Annotated in this window: 13 protein-coding genes and 1 pseudogene; 6 read left to right on the forward strand and 8 right to left on the reverse strand. The window is 64.9% G+C overall.

Translation table 11 applies throughout. The features are described 5' to 3' along the window. Positions 1-559: 559 nt before the first annotated feature. Entirely contained in the window at positions 560-772 is a 213-nt protein-coding gene (locus QTI24_RS19180; protein ID WP_286602617.1) for a DsbA family protein, read from the reverse strand. A gap of 435 nt (positions 773-1,207) precedes the next feature. Between QTI24_RS19180 and QTI24_RS19185 the strand changes: the two genes are divergently transcribed. From QTI24_RS19185 to QTI24_RS19200, 4 genes are all read left to right on the forward strand, one after another. Then, on the forward strand, positions 1,208-1,531 hold the full coding sequence (locus QTI24_RS19185) for a hypothetical protein (protein WP_286602618.1): 324 nt from the start codon (positions 1,208-1,210) through the stop codon (positions 1,529-1,531). A 436-nt stretch (positions 1,532-1,967) separates the two neighbouring features. After that, on the forward strand, positions 1,968-2,297 hold the full coding sequence (locus tag QTI24_RS19190) for an XRE family transcriptional regulator (RefSeq protein WP_286602619.1): 330 nt from the start codon (positions 1,968-1,970) through the stop codon (positions 2,295-2,297). Between the two features lie 290 nt (positions 2,298-2,587). Beyond that, on the forward strand, positions 2,588-2,830 hold the full coding sequence (locus QTI24_RS19195; RefSeq protein WP_286602621.1) for a hypothetical protein: 243 nt from the start codon (positions 2,588-2,590) through the stop codon (positions 2,828-2,830). 100 nt (positions 2,831-2,930) lie between these two features. Then, complete coding sequence (locus tag QTI24_RS19200; protein WP_286602622.1) at positions 2,931-3,917, forward strand: hypothetical protein; 987 nt, start codon at positions 2,931-2,933, stop codon at positions 3,915-3,917. A 265-nt stretch (positions 3,918-4,182) separates the two neighbouring features. On the opposite strand, the gene QTI24_RS19205 is transcribed toward QTI24_RS19200, so the two are convergent. From QTI24_RS19205 to QTI24_RS19220, 4 genes are all read right to left on the reverse strand, one after another. Then, positions 4,183-5,496, reverse strand: a complete 1,314-nt coding sequence (locus QTI24_RS19205) for an FAD-dependent oxidoreductase (RefSeq protein ID WP_286602623.1) — start codon at positions 5,494-5,496, stop codon at positions 4,183-4,185. Positions 5,497-5,504: 8 nt separating this feature from the next. Then, the gene (locus tag QTI24_RS19210; protein WP_286602624.1) at positions 5,505-6,491 is read right to left on the reverse strand and encodes a Bug family tripartite tricarboxylate transporter substrate binding protein; all 987 of its coding nucleotides are present in this window, start codon (positions 6,489-6,491) and stop codon (positions 5,505-5,507) included. Between the two features lie 90 nt (positions 6,492-6,581). Next, a complete protein-coding gene (locus QTI24_RS19215; protein WP_286602626.1) occupies positions 6,582-8,585 on the reverse strand; it encodes an ATP-binding protein in 2,004 nt (667 codons plus the stop codon). Positions 8,586-8,869: 284 nt separating this feature from the next. Beyond that, positions 8,870-10,102, reverse strand: a complete 1,233-nt coding sequence (locus QTI24_RS19220) for an alpha/beta fold hydrolase (RefSeq protein WP_286602627.1) — start codon at positions 10,100-10,102, stop codon at positions 8,870-8,872. Positions 10,103-10,655: 553 nt separating this feature from the next. On the opposite strand from QTI24_RS19220, the pseudogene QTI24_RS19225 reads away from it, so the two are divergent. Next, a pseudogene (locus QTI24_RS19225) lies at positions 10,656-11,678 on the forward strand (RtcB family protein); the annotation flags it as partial. A gap of 287 nt (positions 11,679-11,965) precedes the next feature. Then, the gene (locus QTI24_RS19230) at positions 11,966-12,958 is read left to right on the forward strand and encodes an ABC transporter substrate-binding protein (protein WP_286602629.1); all 993 of its coding nucleotides are present in this window, start codon (positions 11,966-11,968) and stop codon (positions 12,956-12,958) included. 262 nt (positions 12,959-13,220) lie between these two features. On the opposite strand, the gene QTI24_RS19235 is transcribed toward QTI24_RS19230, so the two are convergent. From QTI24_RS19235 to QTI24_RS19245, 3 genes are all read right to left on the reverse strand, one after another. Continuing rightward, complete coding sequence (locus QTI24_RS19235) at positions 13,221-14,837, reverse strand: DUF1254 domain-containing protein (RefSeq protein WP_286602630.1); 1,617 nt, start codon at positions 14,835-14,837, stop codon at positions 13,221-13,223. Between the two features lie 50 nt (positions 14,838-14,887). After that, entirely contained in the window at positions 14,888-15,703 is an 816-nt protein-coding gene (locus QTI24_RS19240; RefSeq protein ID WP_286602631.1) for a transporter family protein, read from the reverse strand. A 113-nt stretch (positions 15,704-15,816) separates the two neighbouring features. Continuing rightward, positions 15,817-16,218, reverse strand: coding sequence for a response regulator (locus tag QTI24_RS19245; RefSeq protein WP_286602632.1), 402 nt, complete (start codon positions 16,216-16,218; stop codon positions 15,817-15,819). Between the last annotated feature and the right edge of the window lie 29 nt (positions 16,219-16,247).

Genomic DNA, 16,247 nt, shown 5'->3' on the forward strand with positions numbered 1-16,247 from the left:
AGGCGAGTTTGGCGGACAGGCGGTCCCGGCCATGAGCGGGTATTCGTGCGACGGTCGCGAACTATCGCTGCAAACTGACTGCGGCTGTTCAAGTTTTCAAACTGAGCGGCGGCAGTGCCCTAAAGCTGACTTTGGGATGCTTGCCGGTGTACGACTGCTGAACCTTGGAACTTGACTTCCGACGGTGGGCGGGATGCAGCGGCCAACAAAATAGCGTTGAACAGCCGCTTCGGCAGTTCGCCCAGATCGCGAGCGTCAGGTCCTCCTTGCATGTTGCAGGAATTCGCGTCCGCCGGTCTCCAACGCTGGGCTGCAGATCTACCGAATATCTATCTCGGTGGCACTGCTTGAAAGGCCGCCGCGCAGACATGTCCGTCTACGCGTCAAGCGCCTGCAAGATGGCGTCCAGCATCGTCTCGGAGGGCGTTGCGCCCGAGAATGCCAACGACTCGTCGACCACAAAGAATGGCACTCCATGAAGAGGATAGCGGGCGCCCGCCGGGTTCGTTCTGTCGGCGCGGAATCCATCGCCCCCAGGGCTGCTGCAGCCGTCTCGCTTTCATCCGCATTCCAGAGCAAGACGTTCAAGCACGGAGCAATTGCCGATGTCCTTGCCCTCGAGGAAGTAGGCCGTGAAGATGCGATCGACTAGCTTCGCCTGCTGAGTCTTGTTGGTGCGCTCTATTAACGCGTGAGCCTTGGCCGTGTTCGGTAAGACCTGGATTCGATCAAAGGCAAACTGGACTCCCGCAGCGTTGCCGACCTGCTGCACTTGGGCGCGGCGCCTGATGATGGCTTCGCATGACGTGCCACATAGAAGGCTCGATAAGGCACGCCGCCTTCTGGGGTGTCGGGAAGCAAGGCATGCGACCGCCAGAAGACATCGAGACACACGTCCTGCCGCAGTTCGGCAAGTTTGCGCGCAGCGGCGTCCAAATGCCGCTTGCCGATGAGGCACCACGGCAGACGAAATCGAAGAAGACCTCGATTGTCAGAGTTCGTATCGCACCCACTCCTTCCGCGCTCTTCGGTACAGCCATCGATGCAGGCAATTTCATGAACCAAGTCCCCATGAGTCAGCGGCCGTCGTACGACCCGGCCAATCCAGCGATCGCGCCGCCGCTGCAAATCTACCGACCGATCGCAGGTGCCCCCCCGTCAAGGAGGGGGCGCCCGGGTGTTCCTCGCGCCAAAATTCAGTGCCATCGTGAGCGTCGATCGCCAATCCCAGACAAGGAGTGCACGCTCGCGAGCACTTTCTGCTTTTGATTTCAGCTATGCGCAAGCCGTCCCCAACCGCCACCAAGCCATGAGCATTCCACCGCGTGAATGGTGGGTATTCGTACACGCTTGCGATGTTGGATACATCGGGACCGTGAAGGAATCCACCGAGGAACTCGCTCGTCTTGCGGCACTGTCGAAGTACTCCAGGAAGGGTGAGCGCGCCAGGCTGTCCAAGGGCCGACAAATGCGGCGCCCTGAGATCATGCACATCTATGAAGATGATGACTTTGATGTGAGGCCCGAATGAACGCGCCCGCCCATTAGCCTCTGTCTTCGCCGCGCTGGGCTGATACGGCCCCCTATCAAGTTCCGCGTGCGACACCTCCACTTGGCGGGGGCGTGTTCGAGCTCCATTCAACCCAGTACCGCAATCCCATGCAGCTGCCTGCCGGCGCTGTACGCGTGGTCGGCAGATCGCCCAGAAGATCGGCCAGCAGCTCTCCCGCATGGTGCGTAGCCGCGGCGACGCGCCTTGCGCGCACGCAACTAACGCCAACGTGAAATAGTGCACGTAGTACTTTGGTCGACTACTCCCGTGTGCGACCGAAAGGGTCGGTAAAATTCATGCTGTGGTGCAGCGAGAACGCAGCGCCCTCAACCCTTCAAGGACGTACACCGATGAATCCAACAGCCCGCGCTACACAGCCAAAGTGACGGCTTCCAGCGACGACCAGGCGAAGCCCATGCGGATCACGCCCCCGGTCACTGATTACCGTGCGCCGACGCCGAGAGACCTCCAGGAGCTCAAGGAGCACTTTGGTCTCACGGCATACGAGATGGCGCGCCTGTTTGCAGTGCAGCCCGAACAGTGGCGAAAGCACACGGGCGGACAGACTCCGCGCGAGATCAGTACGACGCGAGCGTTCTTCATGGCGGCATTCCAGGTGCTCAGCGATGAAGAGATCGAGCGCGTGGTGGCGTACATGGCGAGCTTCGGCGCGCGCTGGAACATGGACGCCGAGCCACCGCCGCGGCCCGAGCCGCGCTACCGCCAGCGCAACGAAGCCTCCTGAGGCTTGAGCCCCGGCAGGGGCACCACGACAGACACCGACGCATGCACCACAGCTGAGTGCATGCGTGGGCGATGTTGCCCGTTCTTGGACAAATTTGAACCGTGAAACCCGCGACTCTCGCCGCGATTGCTTGCGTGCGCCTATGGCTGCCGAAGGACCGCACCCATGACCGATTCGTGAACGAGTGCCGCTTCCCAGCTAGCGCGTGGTGGCCCGTGCGCTGGCCGGCGCGATCCCTTCGCCCATTCTCAAGCCGTCTTACTACTTTTTGATTCCCTGGAGTTTTTCTTTTGCCCGCCCCGATTCATTGGCAACCGATGCCGCATCCGACGATCCCTAGCGCGTTCTGCCTGGAGCGTTATCCCCATGCTGACCGCATCGAGCGGCTCTCCAACCGGCTGAGCACCAGCCCGGCCGTCGAGGCCTTCGCCTCGCGCAAGCAGGCCGTGGACACCGCCGAGTTCCTGAACGCGCGCCGCCGCAGCTTTCACCCCACCGAAGAAATCCACGAACTGGACTTCGCCGACTGCTAACGACGAAGGCTCACGGCTCTAGCCGATCCTGGCGCGCGCGAGCGTGCCCGTGTCGGTTTGCTCCGGCGGGCTTTTCCCCGGGCTTCCCAAAACGATGAACATGCAAACTACAAAACCTCTCCTGGCGACGGCGCTCCTGCTGTCGCTCGCGGCCTGCGGCGGTGGTGGTGGTGGAGGCGGTGGCGCCTTCCCGATCGCGGCAGCGCCTGCTCCTGCTGCTGCCCCTGTGGCCCAAGCGCCCGCGCCGACTCCCGTGCTGACCGACGAGCTGCCGCCGCCGCCACCCGCACCCGACGATGGCGTCTCGCCGCCTGCACCGGCACCCGCACCTGCGCCGGTCGAGCCGCCTGCGCCGCCGGTACCCAAGACGTGGAAGGATGCCGACTGCTCGCGCACCGGCCTGACCCTGACGGCCTGCTCGGTGGACTTCTCCGACAACAACTCCACCGTGACGGTCGTCAGCGAGGGCGGTGTCGTCGACGCGGTGCAGCTCGAATCGATCGCCAAGGCAAAGGCCACCAGCCGCAGCTTGAACAACGGTGTGTTTGGCAACAAGGCCGTCTACGGCATCTCGTTCCTGCACAAGCTCGCGCTGGCCGACTACCCGGGCATCGCCTTCGAGGCGAAGCTCAACACCTCGGCGCGCGGCGACACCACCATCGAGGATGACCTGTACGTCACCACGACCGTGAGCCCGAACTGCGATGGCTTGAGCTACATCAACCTCGTCACGCTGATCCGCGACATGGAGCCGCAACCCACCGCCGACGGCTACTTCCGCTACTCGGTGAAGCCGGGCGAGGCTAAGTGGTATCGCACGGGCGCCAACACCTACCCGGTGTCGGGCGGCCCGGTGCTGCTGAACGGCGTGCTCAACCAGTTGCAGCCGCATGGCCCGGCGATGGCCCTGGACGCGTTCCTGGGCGCCTTCCCGAAGGCCTGCATCTGGAACTTCCAGAACCCGACCACGCAGGTTCCTGGCGGCATCACGCCCGCGCTGGACTTCAACCTGGGCGACTCGGAAACGGTCACCAACAAGAAGGCCTGGGTGAAGTCGATCGTGATCGGCGACAAGGTCGTGTTCTAAAGCCCTGGTGCTTTCCGAAGGCCGCCCGCGCGTCACAGCCTGGCGGCTTTTTTTCGTCCATTCCTTTTCGCGGCGTCTCGCGGGACTGCTCCGCAAGCTCGTGTCCATGCTGTGTTGACCCCGCCAAACGGACTGATGCCGGTTGCCCGCCTCGTGCTGCGAATGGCGGCAGGATAAGCGGTGGGGCCGTTTGACTGCCAGTGAGAAGGGAACGCTCCACCCCCGCGTGCCCACAGCGTTTTCACCGGCGTCGAGACCCGCATTCTCAAGTCCGCATGACCCCCGCAACTGCAATGACCCGCGCCACCAATGCCGGGCGCAGCAATGCCGTCGGCGGGTCGAGCAGGCGCGCAACGCGCAAGAAGGCCTCGGCGATGTGACGGTCGCGATGACCGGCGCGAAGCACGTGCTGCACCCAGCGCCAGCGCAGACGCTGCGGCATGCTTCCATGGGGGCCACCCGGCGCCAATTGCCGGTCATTGCCGACGGTGATGGTCCACGGGGCTTCGATCACCCCCGCGGCGGCGTTGAAGTAGCGCTCTTCGAGTCCTTTGATGCCAGCCTCCAGGCAGCACTTCAAGGCCTGCGCCTCGAGCGCTGCCACACTCATGCCTTGCCCGTAGACCGGGCTGAAACTGGCCAGTGCGTCGCCGATCACCAACAGCCCGGCGGGGCGGCGCGCCATTCGCCCATAGCTCACGCGCACGTTGGCCGGAAAAGCGTAGGTGTGAATCGCATCGAGCGGCTCGGCGCCTTCGATCAGCACCGCTGCGTCGGATGCCGGCAAACTGCGTGCGAAGGCGAGAAAGCCCGCGTCGTCGGCTGGCGGCTGGTCGCCAAAGTACCCGATCAACGTGACGATCCAGCGCTCGCCCTCCTGAGCCAGAACGCCGCAAGCGCGCGGAAGTGCCGGTGTCGGCGAGACGCTGAGGAAGCTGCGCCCGCCCAGTTCGCCGGGCGTGCGGCGAAAGTGCCGCGTTGCGTAACGCATGCCGACCTCGACGCGCTGGATGGGGGGCGCTGCATAACCGCATGCCGTCAGCCACGCCGGCATGCGTGAGCCGCGACCGCTGGCGTCGACAACCAGCTCGCAGCAATACTCCGCCGTGCCACCGCCATCGAGACGCGTGATTCGCATGCCCTCCACCCGTCCACGAACAAGCTGCGGCGGCTCGGCCTGACAGTTCTCGTGCAGCGTTACGTTTGGAAGCGCCAACACGCGCTGCCGGACCTCTGCTTCCAGCAGGCCGCGGCTGGAGTAGAGACTGCCTTGGCGAGCGTCCGCTTCGAGGTAGCCGCCGGCGGTGAAGAAGGCGCCGCCGCCCACCGCAGCGCCGGCCTCCGCCAATTCTTCGGTGAGTCCCGGAAACATCCCTTCCAGTACGCGCTGGCCACTGGCCAGCAGCGCATGGGCATGCCGGCCCTGCGGCACGCCCTTGCGCGGCAGTGGAGGCTGGTCGCGGACGGCATCGCGCTCGATCAACAACACCTCGCGCGCATGCGCGGCGAGCACCCACGCGGCGAGCAAGCCCGCCATGCTTGCGCCTGCCACGGCAACCGTGCCAAATGCGGGCTTCATTACGCGCCTCACTGCGGCAGGACGCCGAGTTCCCGGATCAACGCGGGGACCACGGCGAGGTCGGAATCAATCAACGCTTGCGCTTGCGCGGGCCCTGCGGCGCGTGCGGATTCGAAGCCTGCCGACAGGAGTACCGTGCGCGTGTTCTCGTGCGCGACGGCCGCGGCCAGTTCGAACTCCAGTTGCGTCAACAATCCCTGCGGCACGCTGGACCGGGCCATGAACGCAGCCCATTGGCGCAGGCGGAACGCGGGTTCCGGGTAACCTGATTCCAGCAGGGTCGGAACGCCTGGCATGGCGACGCTGCGCGCCTCGCCAGTGACGGCCAGCGCTCGCAACCGGCCGCCCGCGACGAGCGGCGCAACGCTCGGGGGCACGCCGAATCCGGCGTTGATCTGTGCGCCCATCAGGTCCTGCAGCATCGGTGCCAGCCCGCGGTAGGGCACATGGACCGCGCGCAGACCAAGTCGGCGCATCAGCGCCTCGCCGACGATGTGCGCATGGCTGCCCTCGCCCCAGGAGCCATACGCAATGGTTCGCGCGCTGGCCCATGCCGTGAATGCGACGAGGTCATCCGCCGGCAGATGCACTGGCACCGCCAGCACAAGCGGCACCGGACCGACTTGCGCTAGGGGCTTGAAGTCGCGCCGCGCGTCGTATCGCAGGTTGCGAAACAGCGCCGTGTTATTCACCAGGATGTCACTGGTGGCAAAGAGCAGGGTGTGGCCATCTGGCGCGGACTGCAGCACTGCCTCGGCGCCCAGCGTTCCGGAGGCGCCGCTGCGATGCTCGACGAGCAATGGTTGGCCGGTCTGTGCCTGCCAGCGCATCGCCACTGCGCGCAGCACCACATCGCCGGGGCTACCGGGCGGGTAGGGCAACACCACGCGAAGCGGCCTTTGGTGCAGCGTGTTGGCGCTGCCCGCACGCGGCAACAGGGCCAGTGCGGCGAGTGCGCCCATCGCGCGGCGGCGTGAGGGGAATGCGGGCTTCATGGCGATCTCCCGTCGTTGTCGACGAGACAAGGCTACGTGCGGTCGTCAGCGCCGGCCAGATGAAGCGCGGTTGAATCGCTGATGAAATCCTCAGGGGGTCCTGAGCATGGCCGCCACCCGCTCGATGCCCTGCTGAAGCCGGTACCGATAGGTCGCAAAGGGAACGCCGAGTTCGGCCGCTGCCTGTTCCTGCTTGAACGCGGGCTCGATGTAGGTCCGCCATAGCGCATCTCGAAACCTCACATCGCGCGGCTGTGCGCCCAGGCGTTGCACCGCCTCGCGCAGGCGCTCGTGGAGCGCCACCCCCGTGAGGCCCAGCTCAGCCGCAAGCGGGCCGCGCTGCAGAGCCGCGTCGTCGTTGAGATCGCGCAGCGCCTGGCGCACGGCGTCGATGAAGTCAGCTTCTGCCAACGCGCCTGGCGCGCGTGCGGCGGGCGCGCTCGCAAACGGCATGGGTGTGTAGTCGCCCGCAGTCCAACGCTCGGGGGGCTCGAACCGCCAGTCATGGACGAAGGCGCCGAAGCAATGCTCGCCCGCGCGGAAATCCGCTGCTGGACAACGCGAGAAATTGACGCCGGCGAAATGAGGCTGCCAGAAGATCGGGTCTGCCATGTAGACGACGCTCCAAGCGGCCTCCGGATGCGTGATCAGGTGCGAGACCACGTGCATGGCGGTGAGATTGATGGCGGCGCTCACAGCCTGGTACGCCTGCGCGTGCATCCAGTAGCGCAGCAATACCAGTTGGTCTTCGCCGGCCAGCGGCCGCTCGCTGTCGACGAATGCCCAGGCTGCCCGGACGGCCGGGTCTGCACGATCCAAGGCCGGCGTGTCGGCCGCGAACCGCAGCATCAGCAGGAAGCCGTCGCAGCCGCCCTGAGCGTTCCAGAACAGTCGAAAGCCATCGCGCTGGCGTTGCCACCAGTGCCGCAGCCACGCCAGCGACGCATCGCCCTCGTGGCACGCCACCAAGGCCTCGATGCCGAGGAGGTCCGCATCGCGGGCCGGCTCGACGCGGTGCTGCCCAAGCGCCTCCCAGTCGAAGAAGGGCTGCTTGAACGGCTGGTGACGCTGCACGTAGAGCACCTCGGCCTGTTGATGCAACCTGTCGCTGCCCGTGCTGGCGGCGATGCATTCGTAGCAGTGGCGGTTGATGGCGCGGCGCAGCGCCTCGCTGCCCGCCGCGTCGCGCCAAAGTGCATCAGCGACCAGTACCTCGCGCACCAGGTCGTGCGGCACCAATCCGTGCGGACCGGCCCGCATAAAGGACAGTCCGCGCAGCCATTCAAAAAGCGGGCTTGCAGCGTCGGGGCCGATGACCGCGGACAGCATTGGCAGCGTGGTGTGGCGCGCAAAGGCAGCCACGCGAAGCGCGTCGCGCTGGCGCCCGGTTGCCGCGTCGCGCGTGAAGCGCTGAACCAAGGCCTGCACGACTTCGCCTTCCGCGGGCACCACCGAGGCCGGGGCACCTGGATGCACCAGCAGGTCGGCCAGCAGCGCCAGCGCGAGCGGATTTCCACGGGCAAAAGCGAGGGCTTCGTCATGCAATGCGATGTCGACACCACGCGCCGTCAGCAAGGAGCGGGCGCTGGATTCGTCCAGCGGCTCCAGCCGCGTGACCTGCATCAACGCTGCCCACCGGGAATCGGTGCGCCAGTCGGCAGCAGGCGCCTGGCGGCCCGCGCACACGACGAGCCAATGCCCCGGCAACGCGAGAAGGAACGCATCTCGCAACCAGGCGAGCAAAGGTTCCAGCCGCTCGGCGGTATCGATGAAAAGCACACCGGGATCGTCCCCCGCCGGGCCGCGCGGATCGTCAAGTCCAAGTGCCGTGACAAAGGCCGCCTGCTGCGGCTCGATCAACGCCGCATCAAGCCAAACCGTGCGTCGTCCGAACGCAGCGGCATGGTCGCGCAACTGGATCAGAAGCGTGCTCTTGCCGATGCCGCCCGGACCGTGCAACCACAGCAATGCCTGTGGCGGCAGGGCTGCCTGCAGCAGGCTCTCGAACTGCCGGATCTCGCCCTCGCGGCCAACGAAGGAGCGCGCGGCGGCACTGACCAGCCGCTCGCCGATGGAGCCCGCTGCACTTTGCATCCCGCTATCGTAGCCATGCGGTGAGCGATGCGGCGCAAGACCGCGTTGTCGACGTCGAGCCGGTCGGGTACGTCGAAGGGGGCCCGGCCCGCACGGAATCCGTCGTCGACGGTTCAGGGCCCGTCATACAGCAAAAGCCCGGGAATGCCCAAGACCACTCCATTGATCGCCGTCCGGCAGGAGTGCAGCGACAGCGGCCCTTCAGGAAGGCAAGCACGGAAGACCGCTAGCCAGCGCTCTGCAGACATTCCTTTGCCGGGCACGCGAAGGCCACGTCCATCGGTTCACGCCCGGCCGCGGGCCATGTCGAGCAGGCGACCCACGATGCGCTCGCCATCGGCCCGCAGGCCGTTGTGGGCGTACTCGTTGGTAACCCAGGCCCGCAACCCACGAACGCCACGGGCCGTCTCCTCGGCAAATGATCGCTCCACGTAGACATCGTCGACGTACACGCTCGCTGCCACGGGGACCTCATTGCGGGCGAGGCGGTCAGCGTCGTACAGGCGCGGCCATGGATGCTGGGCCAGAAGCTGCGCCGCCTCGCGGTGCGCGCGTAAGCCCGAGTAGTCGTCCCACATCCAAGGGAAGACGTGCTCTGCGCCGAGGAGGTCGCCGGTCATCGCCTCCTCGGGCGCGAGCCGGTGTGCCGACCAGCGGGTGGCACCCCCGTCGGCGTACGAGGACTCATGGAGCGTCGCGTAGATCGGATTGCGCTCCCAAGATGACGCCATCTGCGCGTCGACCATGAATGCGGCCGAGCCGAAGGGCAGCTCGAGCAGGTGGTGCAGCCGTTCGAACCCGGCGCTGTCGCCGAGCCACATTCCGGTCTGCCGAAACCGACGCGATGTGAGACGGTCGCCGTTGGGCAAGCGGACATCTTCCTCGTCGAGCCGGCGCAGGATCGTCCGCAAACGATCGAGGTCTCCTGGGTATCGCGCGTGATAGCGCTGGTTCGCTTCGCGCACGCGCGCCCATGTCGCCGCGTAGACCTCGTCGACCGGCCGATTCGTGATCGGCGCGAGGCCTCCGGTGATCAGTACCTCCCGCAGGCCCTCGGGCGCCAGCGACAGATAGGTGAGCGAGGTGAATCCCCCGAAGCTCTGACCGAGCAGACTCCAGCGCTCGACGCCGAGTTCAGCGCGGATCAGTTCGAGGTCGCGCACGATCGAGTCGGCGCGGAAATGCGTGAGGTACTCGGCTTGGTCGGCAGGCGCTGCCCCTGGGATGACTGGCCCGACGGGCGTGGAGCGCCCTGTGCCGCGCTGGTCAAGCAGCAGGACCCTGAAGTCGGCAAGGGCACGCGCCATCCACCCTGAGGGCGGGCTCGTCGGGCGAGCCGCCTCGAAGCCTGGGCCGCCCTGAAGGAAGACGAGGTAGGGGCGATCAAGACCGTCTGGTGCAGCAAGCTCGCGAGTGAACACGCTGATCGTGCCACGCAGCGGGTCGCCGTGAACCAAGGGAACCGAGTGCTCGCGCTCGGTCAAAACTGCCCCGGGCATGCGGTAGGTCGTACTCATGGCTCGCATTAGAACCCGAACGCATGCCTGCCTCCGGCGCGACCCGACTACCCGATTGCCTGCGGCGGCCCATTCTCGATTCGGGTAGCGCTGAAAGTGCGGTGCAGCAACGAGTAGCGAGCGAGTCACTGAGACGGCTCGTACTTCACGTCTGTTTGAGAGCCGTGTGCCGTCTCAGCATGCCAGCCCACGATTGGCCACTGAGACTTGTCCTCCAGAGGCAGAGGTCGGTTGACCCGACCGTTGTATTCGTCGGCGATGCGCGCGGCACGGACCTGCGGCGGCACGTGCGCACGCAAGAGCCCAACTTCGGCCGCCCGATCGTCACGACTTCAAGGGCTGCCGGATTGGCCTGCGCCCGGGGTCTCCGGGATGGCTCACGCCGTGATTCCGCGGGTGAATCCTATTTCTCCAGCTCACGCCCGGCCCAATGCCGGGTGAGGTTGGGTGAAGACATGGCAGACCGCGCCGCCAGCGCCTTCGGCGGTCAAGCCCCTGCTCGTCGCAGTGACACGGGCTCGAGCCCCATCGTGCTCAACAATGCGAGAAGACCATGGAAACCAACTACCTCCACGATGACGTGCCCGGCGGCGTGCCCATCAAGATGTGGACGCGCGGCGTGCCGGTCGAAGACGCGGCCAAGCGCCAGCTGACCAATGCGGCGCGCCTGCCCATCGTCTTCCGGCACATCGCGGCCATGCCCGACGTGCATTTTGGTATCGGCGCCACCGTGGGCTCTGTGATCCCGACCATTCGTGCAATCATCCCGGCAGCAGTGGGCGTGGACATCGGCTGCGGGATGATCGCCTGCAAGACCACGCTGGTGGCCGAAGACCTGCCGGACAACCTGGGCCCGCTGCGCTCGGCCATCGAGCGCGCAGTGCCGCACGGCCGCTCGCCGGGCGCGCGCGACTCGGGCGCGTGGCAAAAGGCGCCGGGCGCGGTCAACACCGCATGGGCGCAGCTCGAGCCGGGATTTACCGCGCTGTGCCGCGACTACCCGAAGCTGGCGAAGACCAACCACATCCAGCACCTGGGCACGCTGGGCACGGGCAACCATTTCATCGAGGTCTGCCTGGACGAAGCAGGATTCGTGTGGTTCATGCTGCACTCCGGCTCGCGCGGCGTGGGCAACTACATCGGCACGATGTTCATCGAACTGGCCAAGCAGGACGCGACGCGCCACCAGGCCAACCTGCCCGACCGCGACCTGGCCAATTTCGAGGAGGGCAGCCGCCACTTCGGCGACTACGTGCGCGCGATCGGCTGGGCGCAGGAGTTCGCAGCCATCAACCGGGAGGTGATGATGAAGCGCGTGATCGAGGCCGCGAAGACGGTGATCCGCAAGAACTTCCAAAGTCACATCGAGGCAGTGAACTGCCACCACAACTACGTGCAGAAGGAACACCACTTCGGCGAAGACGTGTACATCACCCGCAAGGGCGCTGTCAGCGCGAAGGCCGGGGAGCTGGGCATCATCCCCGGAAGCATGGGCGCGCGCAGCAGGACCGGAGCGGGCCTTTCCCTACCTGTCGTTGGCGCCAGTCGTACGGCAGGTGCGCAGCGGGAGCAGTCGTAGCCGGCAAATGTTGGACTTCCCTAGTCGGCCATGACCCGTCATTCGGCTGCTAGCCTGCGACGACCGCTTGCGCCTGCATCGCGGAAGCTCGATCTGCGGCCGTGCCCGACTCGCTGACGTTGTGCGGCTTGGGCACACCCCCGTCCCATCGCAAGGAGACTCCGGACCGCCTCGCCCAGCCGCATTTCCTTGTTTCTCGTGGTCGCGGAGGGGCGTAAAGTGAACGAGTCCGCCCCCCTTGGAGGCGGACCGCCATGGCCTTCGGTCTGTGGAAAGGAGCTGCGATGAAAACGAGACTTCTGGGTTGGGGAGCGGGGATGGTGTTGGCGTTGTCTTGTTTGCTTGGGCCGGCTCCAACATCTTCCCAGCAACAGTCGAAAGTGGCGCGTATCGGCATTCTTGTCCTGTCCACGCAAGAGGAGGGTGGTGCATCACGAGCCATCGCAAAAAAACTGCAGGAAATCGGCAACGCCCAGGGAAGGACGGCGATCTTCGAATTGCGGTATGCAAATTGGCAGCATGAGCGACTCGCTGCACAGGCGGCCGAGCTGGTTCGTCTGAAAGTCGACGTGATCGTCGCGATAACGAACATCCCTGGGTTCGCCGCGAGGAAGGCGACGGATCGGATTCCGATCGTCGTCTGGGGCATCCATGGTGGCGTGGAAACGGGGCTGGTTCGCAGCCTCGCCCGTCCCGGAGGAAACGTGACGGGTATCGAGAGCCTTGCCCCTGAACTCGACGCCAAGCGACTCGAACTCATCAAACTGATCGTGCCCAACCTCACGCGACTGGGCGTGATCTATAACCCTGACGATCCGGGCGGACGAGTCCACCTCCTTTCAATGCGCGATTCCGCGCGCACGTTGGGTGTTGGCATCGAGACCATCGAAGTGCGGCGTCCCGAGGACTTTGACAATGTTCTTACCAGCACTGCGGCCGCATCGATGGACGGCCTGCTGACCTTTTCCGACGATGTGACGTCCTCGTTTTGGCCAAAAGTCGGAGATTTCGCGCTGAAGAATCGGGTGCCCACGTTGTGCGAGTTTCGATTCATGGTGCAGATCGGATGCTTGGTCTCGTATGGCCCGTCACTCGATGAGTTCACCGCCCGCGTGGTTCACCAGGTTGACCAGGTTCTCAAGGGGGCGAAACCAGCAGACATACCAGTCGAGCAAGCAACACGTTTCGAGATGCTTGTGAACAAGAACACGGCGAAAGCGCTCGGCATCACAATCCCACGCGCCGTCCTGCTCAAGGCGGACGAAGTCTTCGAATGAGGTCAATTTGAATCAGACGATCTGCTCTTGGAGACTGATGTTCAACTGAGCGCTCTTGCATCGGGGGATCACGCCCTCAGACAAGACGTCATCCGTTGGTAGCTGAGGACCGGCCCGGTGCGTCGGCACATTTGGAATCGCCCACGTCGCGCTTCTCGCGCGCGCCCACCGCCGCTTTTGCAGCGCGAATGCGGCCGTTCGCGCCGATACGTTTCGCGCGAAAGGCCCGCGCGGGCTCTGTGGCTGTCCACGTCGCTGACGCTCAGCGAACCAACTCAATCTCCGTCGGTCGCCACGCCTTCGTGAAGAAGGCTTCCTCCGGGCTGTAGAGGCGAAGGAGCGTGAACCAGCCCTTGCCGGGGATCGTCTGGATCCAGGTTCCCTCTTTTGCCGCCGCAGGTTTGGTGGGCGCGAAATAGATGGTGGTCGAGCCGTCCGGGTTCGCCGCTGCCGCCGGCGACGGATATGACTGGCTGCCGGCACGCGGATAGCGCTGCGGTGTCTTCAGCATCGAGCGCGTCTGGTTGTCGTAAACGGTAAACGACCAGAACTTGGCCGCTGGGATGTTGGCCGGCAGCGTCACCTTATAGGTCTTGCCGCCGTCGAACGCATTCTTGTCCGCGTCCGTGAAGCCCATCAGGTACTGGGAGCCGACATTGGGTACTCGCATGATCATGCCCGGTGAGTCCATGGTGTAGCCGTAGTAGAACGCGGCGCGCGAATCGAGCGTGCGGGCACCGGTCGGTGGCAGCGGCTTGAAACCCTCCTTCGTGAACAGGGGCGGTGGCGTCTCGAAATTGAAGCCGCCTTGCCAGAGCATGTTGGCCCACATCGAGCCAGGGTAGTACGCCCAACCCGGGTACTCGGCCGCACGCCAGTTCAATGACCGGCCAGCGGCATTGGCCACCGCTGCAGCGTCCGTGAGAATCGCGCGCATCCTTGCATCCGGCTTGAACGGCTTGCCCTTGACGATGCCGATGGCCGCAAGTTGGCCCAGCAGCTCCGGATCGAAGGAAGTGGCCGGTTCGAGCTGGACCAGCTTGTCGACCATTTCGAAGTAGGAGAAGTCGTTCGGCGGTATCGTGTTGAACGACTTGCCGGTGGCTTCCACGAACTTCGTCGGCGCAATCGGCGGGTTGGCCGCGAGCCGAACCTTCCCCTCTAGCGCCGTCGCAATGCTGGTCCCGTATCCGCCCGGCGTGTACGGATAGATCTTCAGCCCGTTCTTGATCGTCGCGACGGCCGGCTTGGGATCGTTGTTCTCCATGAACGCCCGCACTGCATAGAGGGCGTGCGTGGTTTTCGAACGCCCCACGAAGAAGCCGCTGTCCGGAAGCGGGCCGTCATAGCCCGGCGGCACGATCAGGTACTTTCCTCCTTCGCCTCGATCAGGGCCGGGACCGCCGATGTCGATGATCCATCCGAACCACATGTCGTTGAGCGTGCCGAGCTGTTTCGGTGGCACTTCGACCACCAACGGGCCCTTGGTCAGGTCGAGGACCGCGAGGTTGTAGACTGTGTCGGCGTTGGCGGTGAGAAAGAGGGAGTTCGAATCCATGAGCTCCGGAAAGATGACTACGGTGTTGTCCTCGGCGCCGATGCTCTTGAAGCCCTCGCGGATCGCGTAGGCCGACGCCCCTGAGAAGCTGTTCATGAAGGCGCTGATGCCGCGTGCGAAGTCCACGCTGTCGGCCACCTTCCGCGTGGTCTCCGCGCTAGGCGCTCCGTCTTTGAACTCCAGGGCCCCGATGCGCGTCTCGATCTTGTCGGGCGTGCTGATCGCCGCTGTAACTGCCACCGTCTGCGCGATCGAGAATCCAGGCAAAGCCAGTGCGGCTGCTGCCGCGAGGGATGCCATGGGCGAGATTCGTGTTTTCATTTCCGCTCTCTCCTTGCTCTGTAGCCAATCAAAGAAGTCATTGGGGGATCTCACTTCGGAAACATTAGCTGCGCCTGCAGCCGCAGCGACCAGCGCGGCGCGTTGTCCGGACGCTCGACGTTGTAGTAAGCAGAGGCCTGCAGATTCACTGGCAACTTGCCGAAACGGACGATCTTGCCGAACCCGCCGCCTACGGGAACGGTCCACTTCTGACCGCTGGCGGCCTCCCAATTGGCCGTGATCAGGGGCGAGGAGGTCAGGTAAAAGCCATCGGGGAAGTTGTAGTTCAGGAAGGGCTGCAAGGTCAGCTGGTTGATCTTCGGGTCGCTGGACGAACCGCTCACTGACCAGATGTTGTTGATCAGCGCACCGTAGACCCAGGGGCTGCCCTTCTCGAGCCTCAGCACAACCGCGGTGGGGCCCAGGCCCCAGCGGTCGTTGCCGAGGCGGTTGTTGGTGTGCGTGGGTAGCTGGGCCACGGCGCCGACGCCCCAGATCCATTCGCCGGAATTCTTAGGCGACAGGAAGCCGTTGAGCTGAATGTCGCCGAGCCCGAAGGTGGAGCCTTCAAACGGGGTGGACGCAGGCTGCCAGATCAGCGGCATGATGGTTCGCGAGATCAGGTTCCAGTCCGCGTTGAGGCTGAAGGGCACCACCGGCTGGATATTCAACACGTTCTGCGTCCGCTCCTCGGGCCCAGTGTCGAAGTTGGTGTTGAGCTGGAACGGCACGCTAATCAGGCTGGCCAGCGGGTTCTGCGCAGCCTTGGCGAGTTCCTCGTTGGTTTGCTGCGCACTGCAAGGCGCCGAGGATAGGGCCGCGAAGCTGACCGCGAGCGCGAAGGACGAAACACGAACTCGAGTCACTGCGCGTCCCTCCTCCCATCGAGACCGAAGGATATTGGCAAGGATTGGATGTTGATTTGCACTTCTCCCTGGTGCGTTGTTGTGCGCACGAACAACGGATTGGCATCCTGCGATCATTGGATGATTCCCGGTGAGAGGTAATGTTGTCCCGCGAAGAGAGCGTCCACGGCGGGCATGAGGTCGGTCGCCAGGCAGCGCTTGAGCACCACGGCGTCGGCCCCGGCCGCAAGGGCAGATTCGGCGACCGTGCGTTCATCGTGCACCGACAGCAGCAGCACCTTCGTGCTTGGCGCGCGGGCGCCGATGCGGCCCAGCAGGCCGCGCAGGTCGCCGGCCGAAAGGGACAGATCGAGTACCAAGACCGTCGGGTTGAGCCGTCCAGCACCTTCAAGCAGCGACGCTTCGTTGGCCACCATGAATACGGTATCGAACTCCGTCTCAAGCAGCCCGCGGACGCTATCGCGCAAACCGCAGTGGCGGTCCGCCAGCAACACGCAGTTTCCCTTGGGGTTCATGCGGGCGACGATAGACCGCAGCGGGGTCG

Origin of the sequence: Variovorax sp. J22P240 (assembly GCF_030316855.1) — a bacterium.
Lineage (GTDB): Bacteria > Pseudomonadota > Gammaproteobacteria > Burkholderiales > Burkholderiaceae_C > Variovorax.

Excerpts from the sequence above, each read along its gene's own strand:
- QTI24_RS19190 (WP_286602619.1), top strand. The coding sequence starts at position 1,968 with ATGCGGATCACGCCCCCGGTCACTGATTACCGTGCGCCGACGCCGAGA.
- QTI24_RS19200 (WP_286602622.1), top strand. The coding sequence starts at position 2,931 with ATGCAAACTACAAAACCTCTCCTGGCGACGGCGCTCCTGCTGTCGCTC.
- QTI24_RS19205 (WP_286602623.1), bottom strand. The coding sequence starts at position 5,496 with ATGAAGCCCGCATTTGGCACGGTTGCCGTGGCAGGCGCAAGCATGGCG.
- QTI24_RS19210 (WP_286602624.1), bottom strand. The coding sequence starts at position 6,491 with ATGAAGCCCGCATTCCCCTCACGCCGCCGCGCGATGGGCGCACTCGCC.
- QTI24_RS19215 (WP_286602626.1), bottom strand. The coding sequence starts at position 8,585 with ATGCAAAGTGCAGCGGGCTCCATCGGCGAGCGGCTGGTCAGTGCCGCC.
- QTI24_RS19220 (WP_286602627.1), bottom strand. The coding sequence starts at position 10,102 with ATGAGTACGACCTACCGCATGCCCGGGGCAGTTTTGACCGAGCGCGAG.
- QTI24_RS19230 (WP_286602629.1), top strand. The coding sequence starts at position 11,966 with ATGAAAACGAGACTTCTGGGTTGGGGAGCGGGGATGGTGTTGGCGTTG.
- QTI24_RS19235 (WP_286602630.1), bottom strand. The coding sequence starts at position 14,837 with ATGAAAACACGAATCTCGCCCATGGCATCCCTCGCGGCAGCAGCCGCA.
- QTI24_RS19245 (WP_286602632.1), bottom strand. The coding sequence starts at position 16,218 with ATGAACCCCAAGGGAAACTGCGTGTTGCTGGCGGACCGCCACTGCGGT.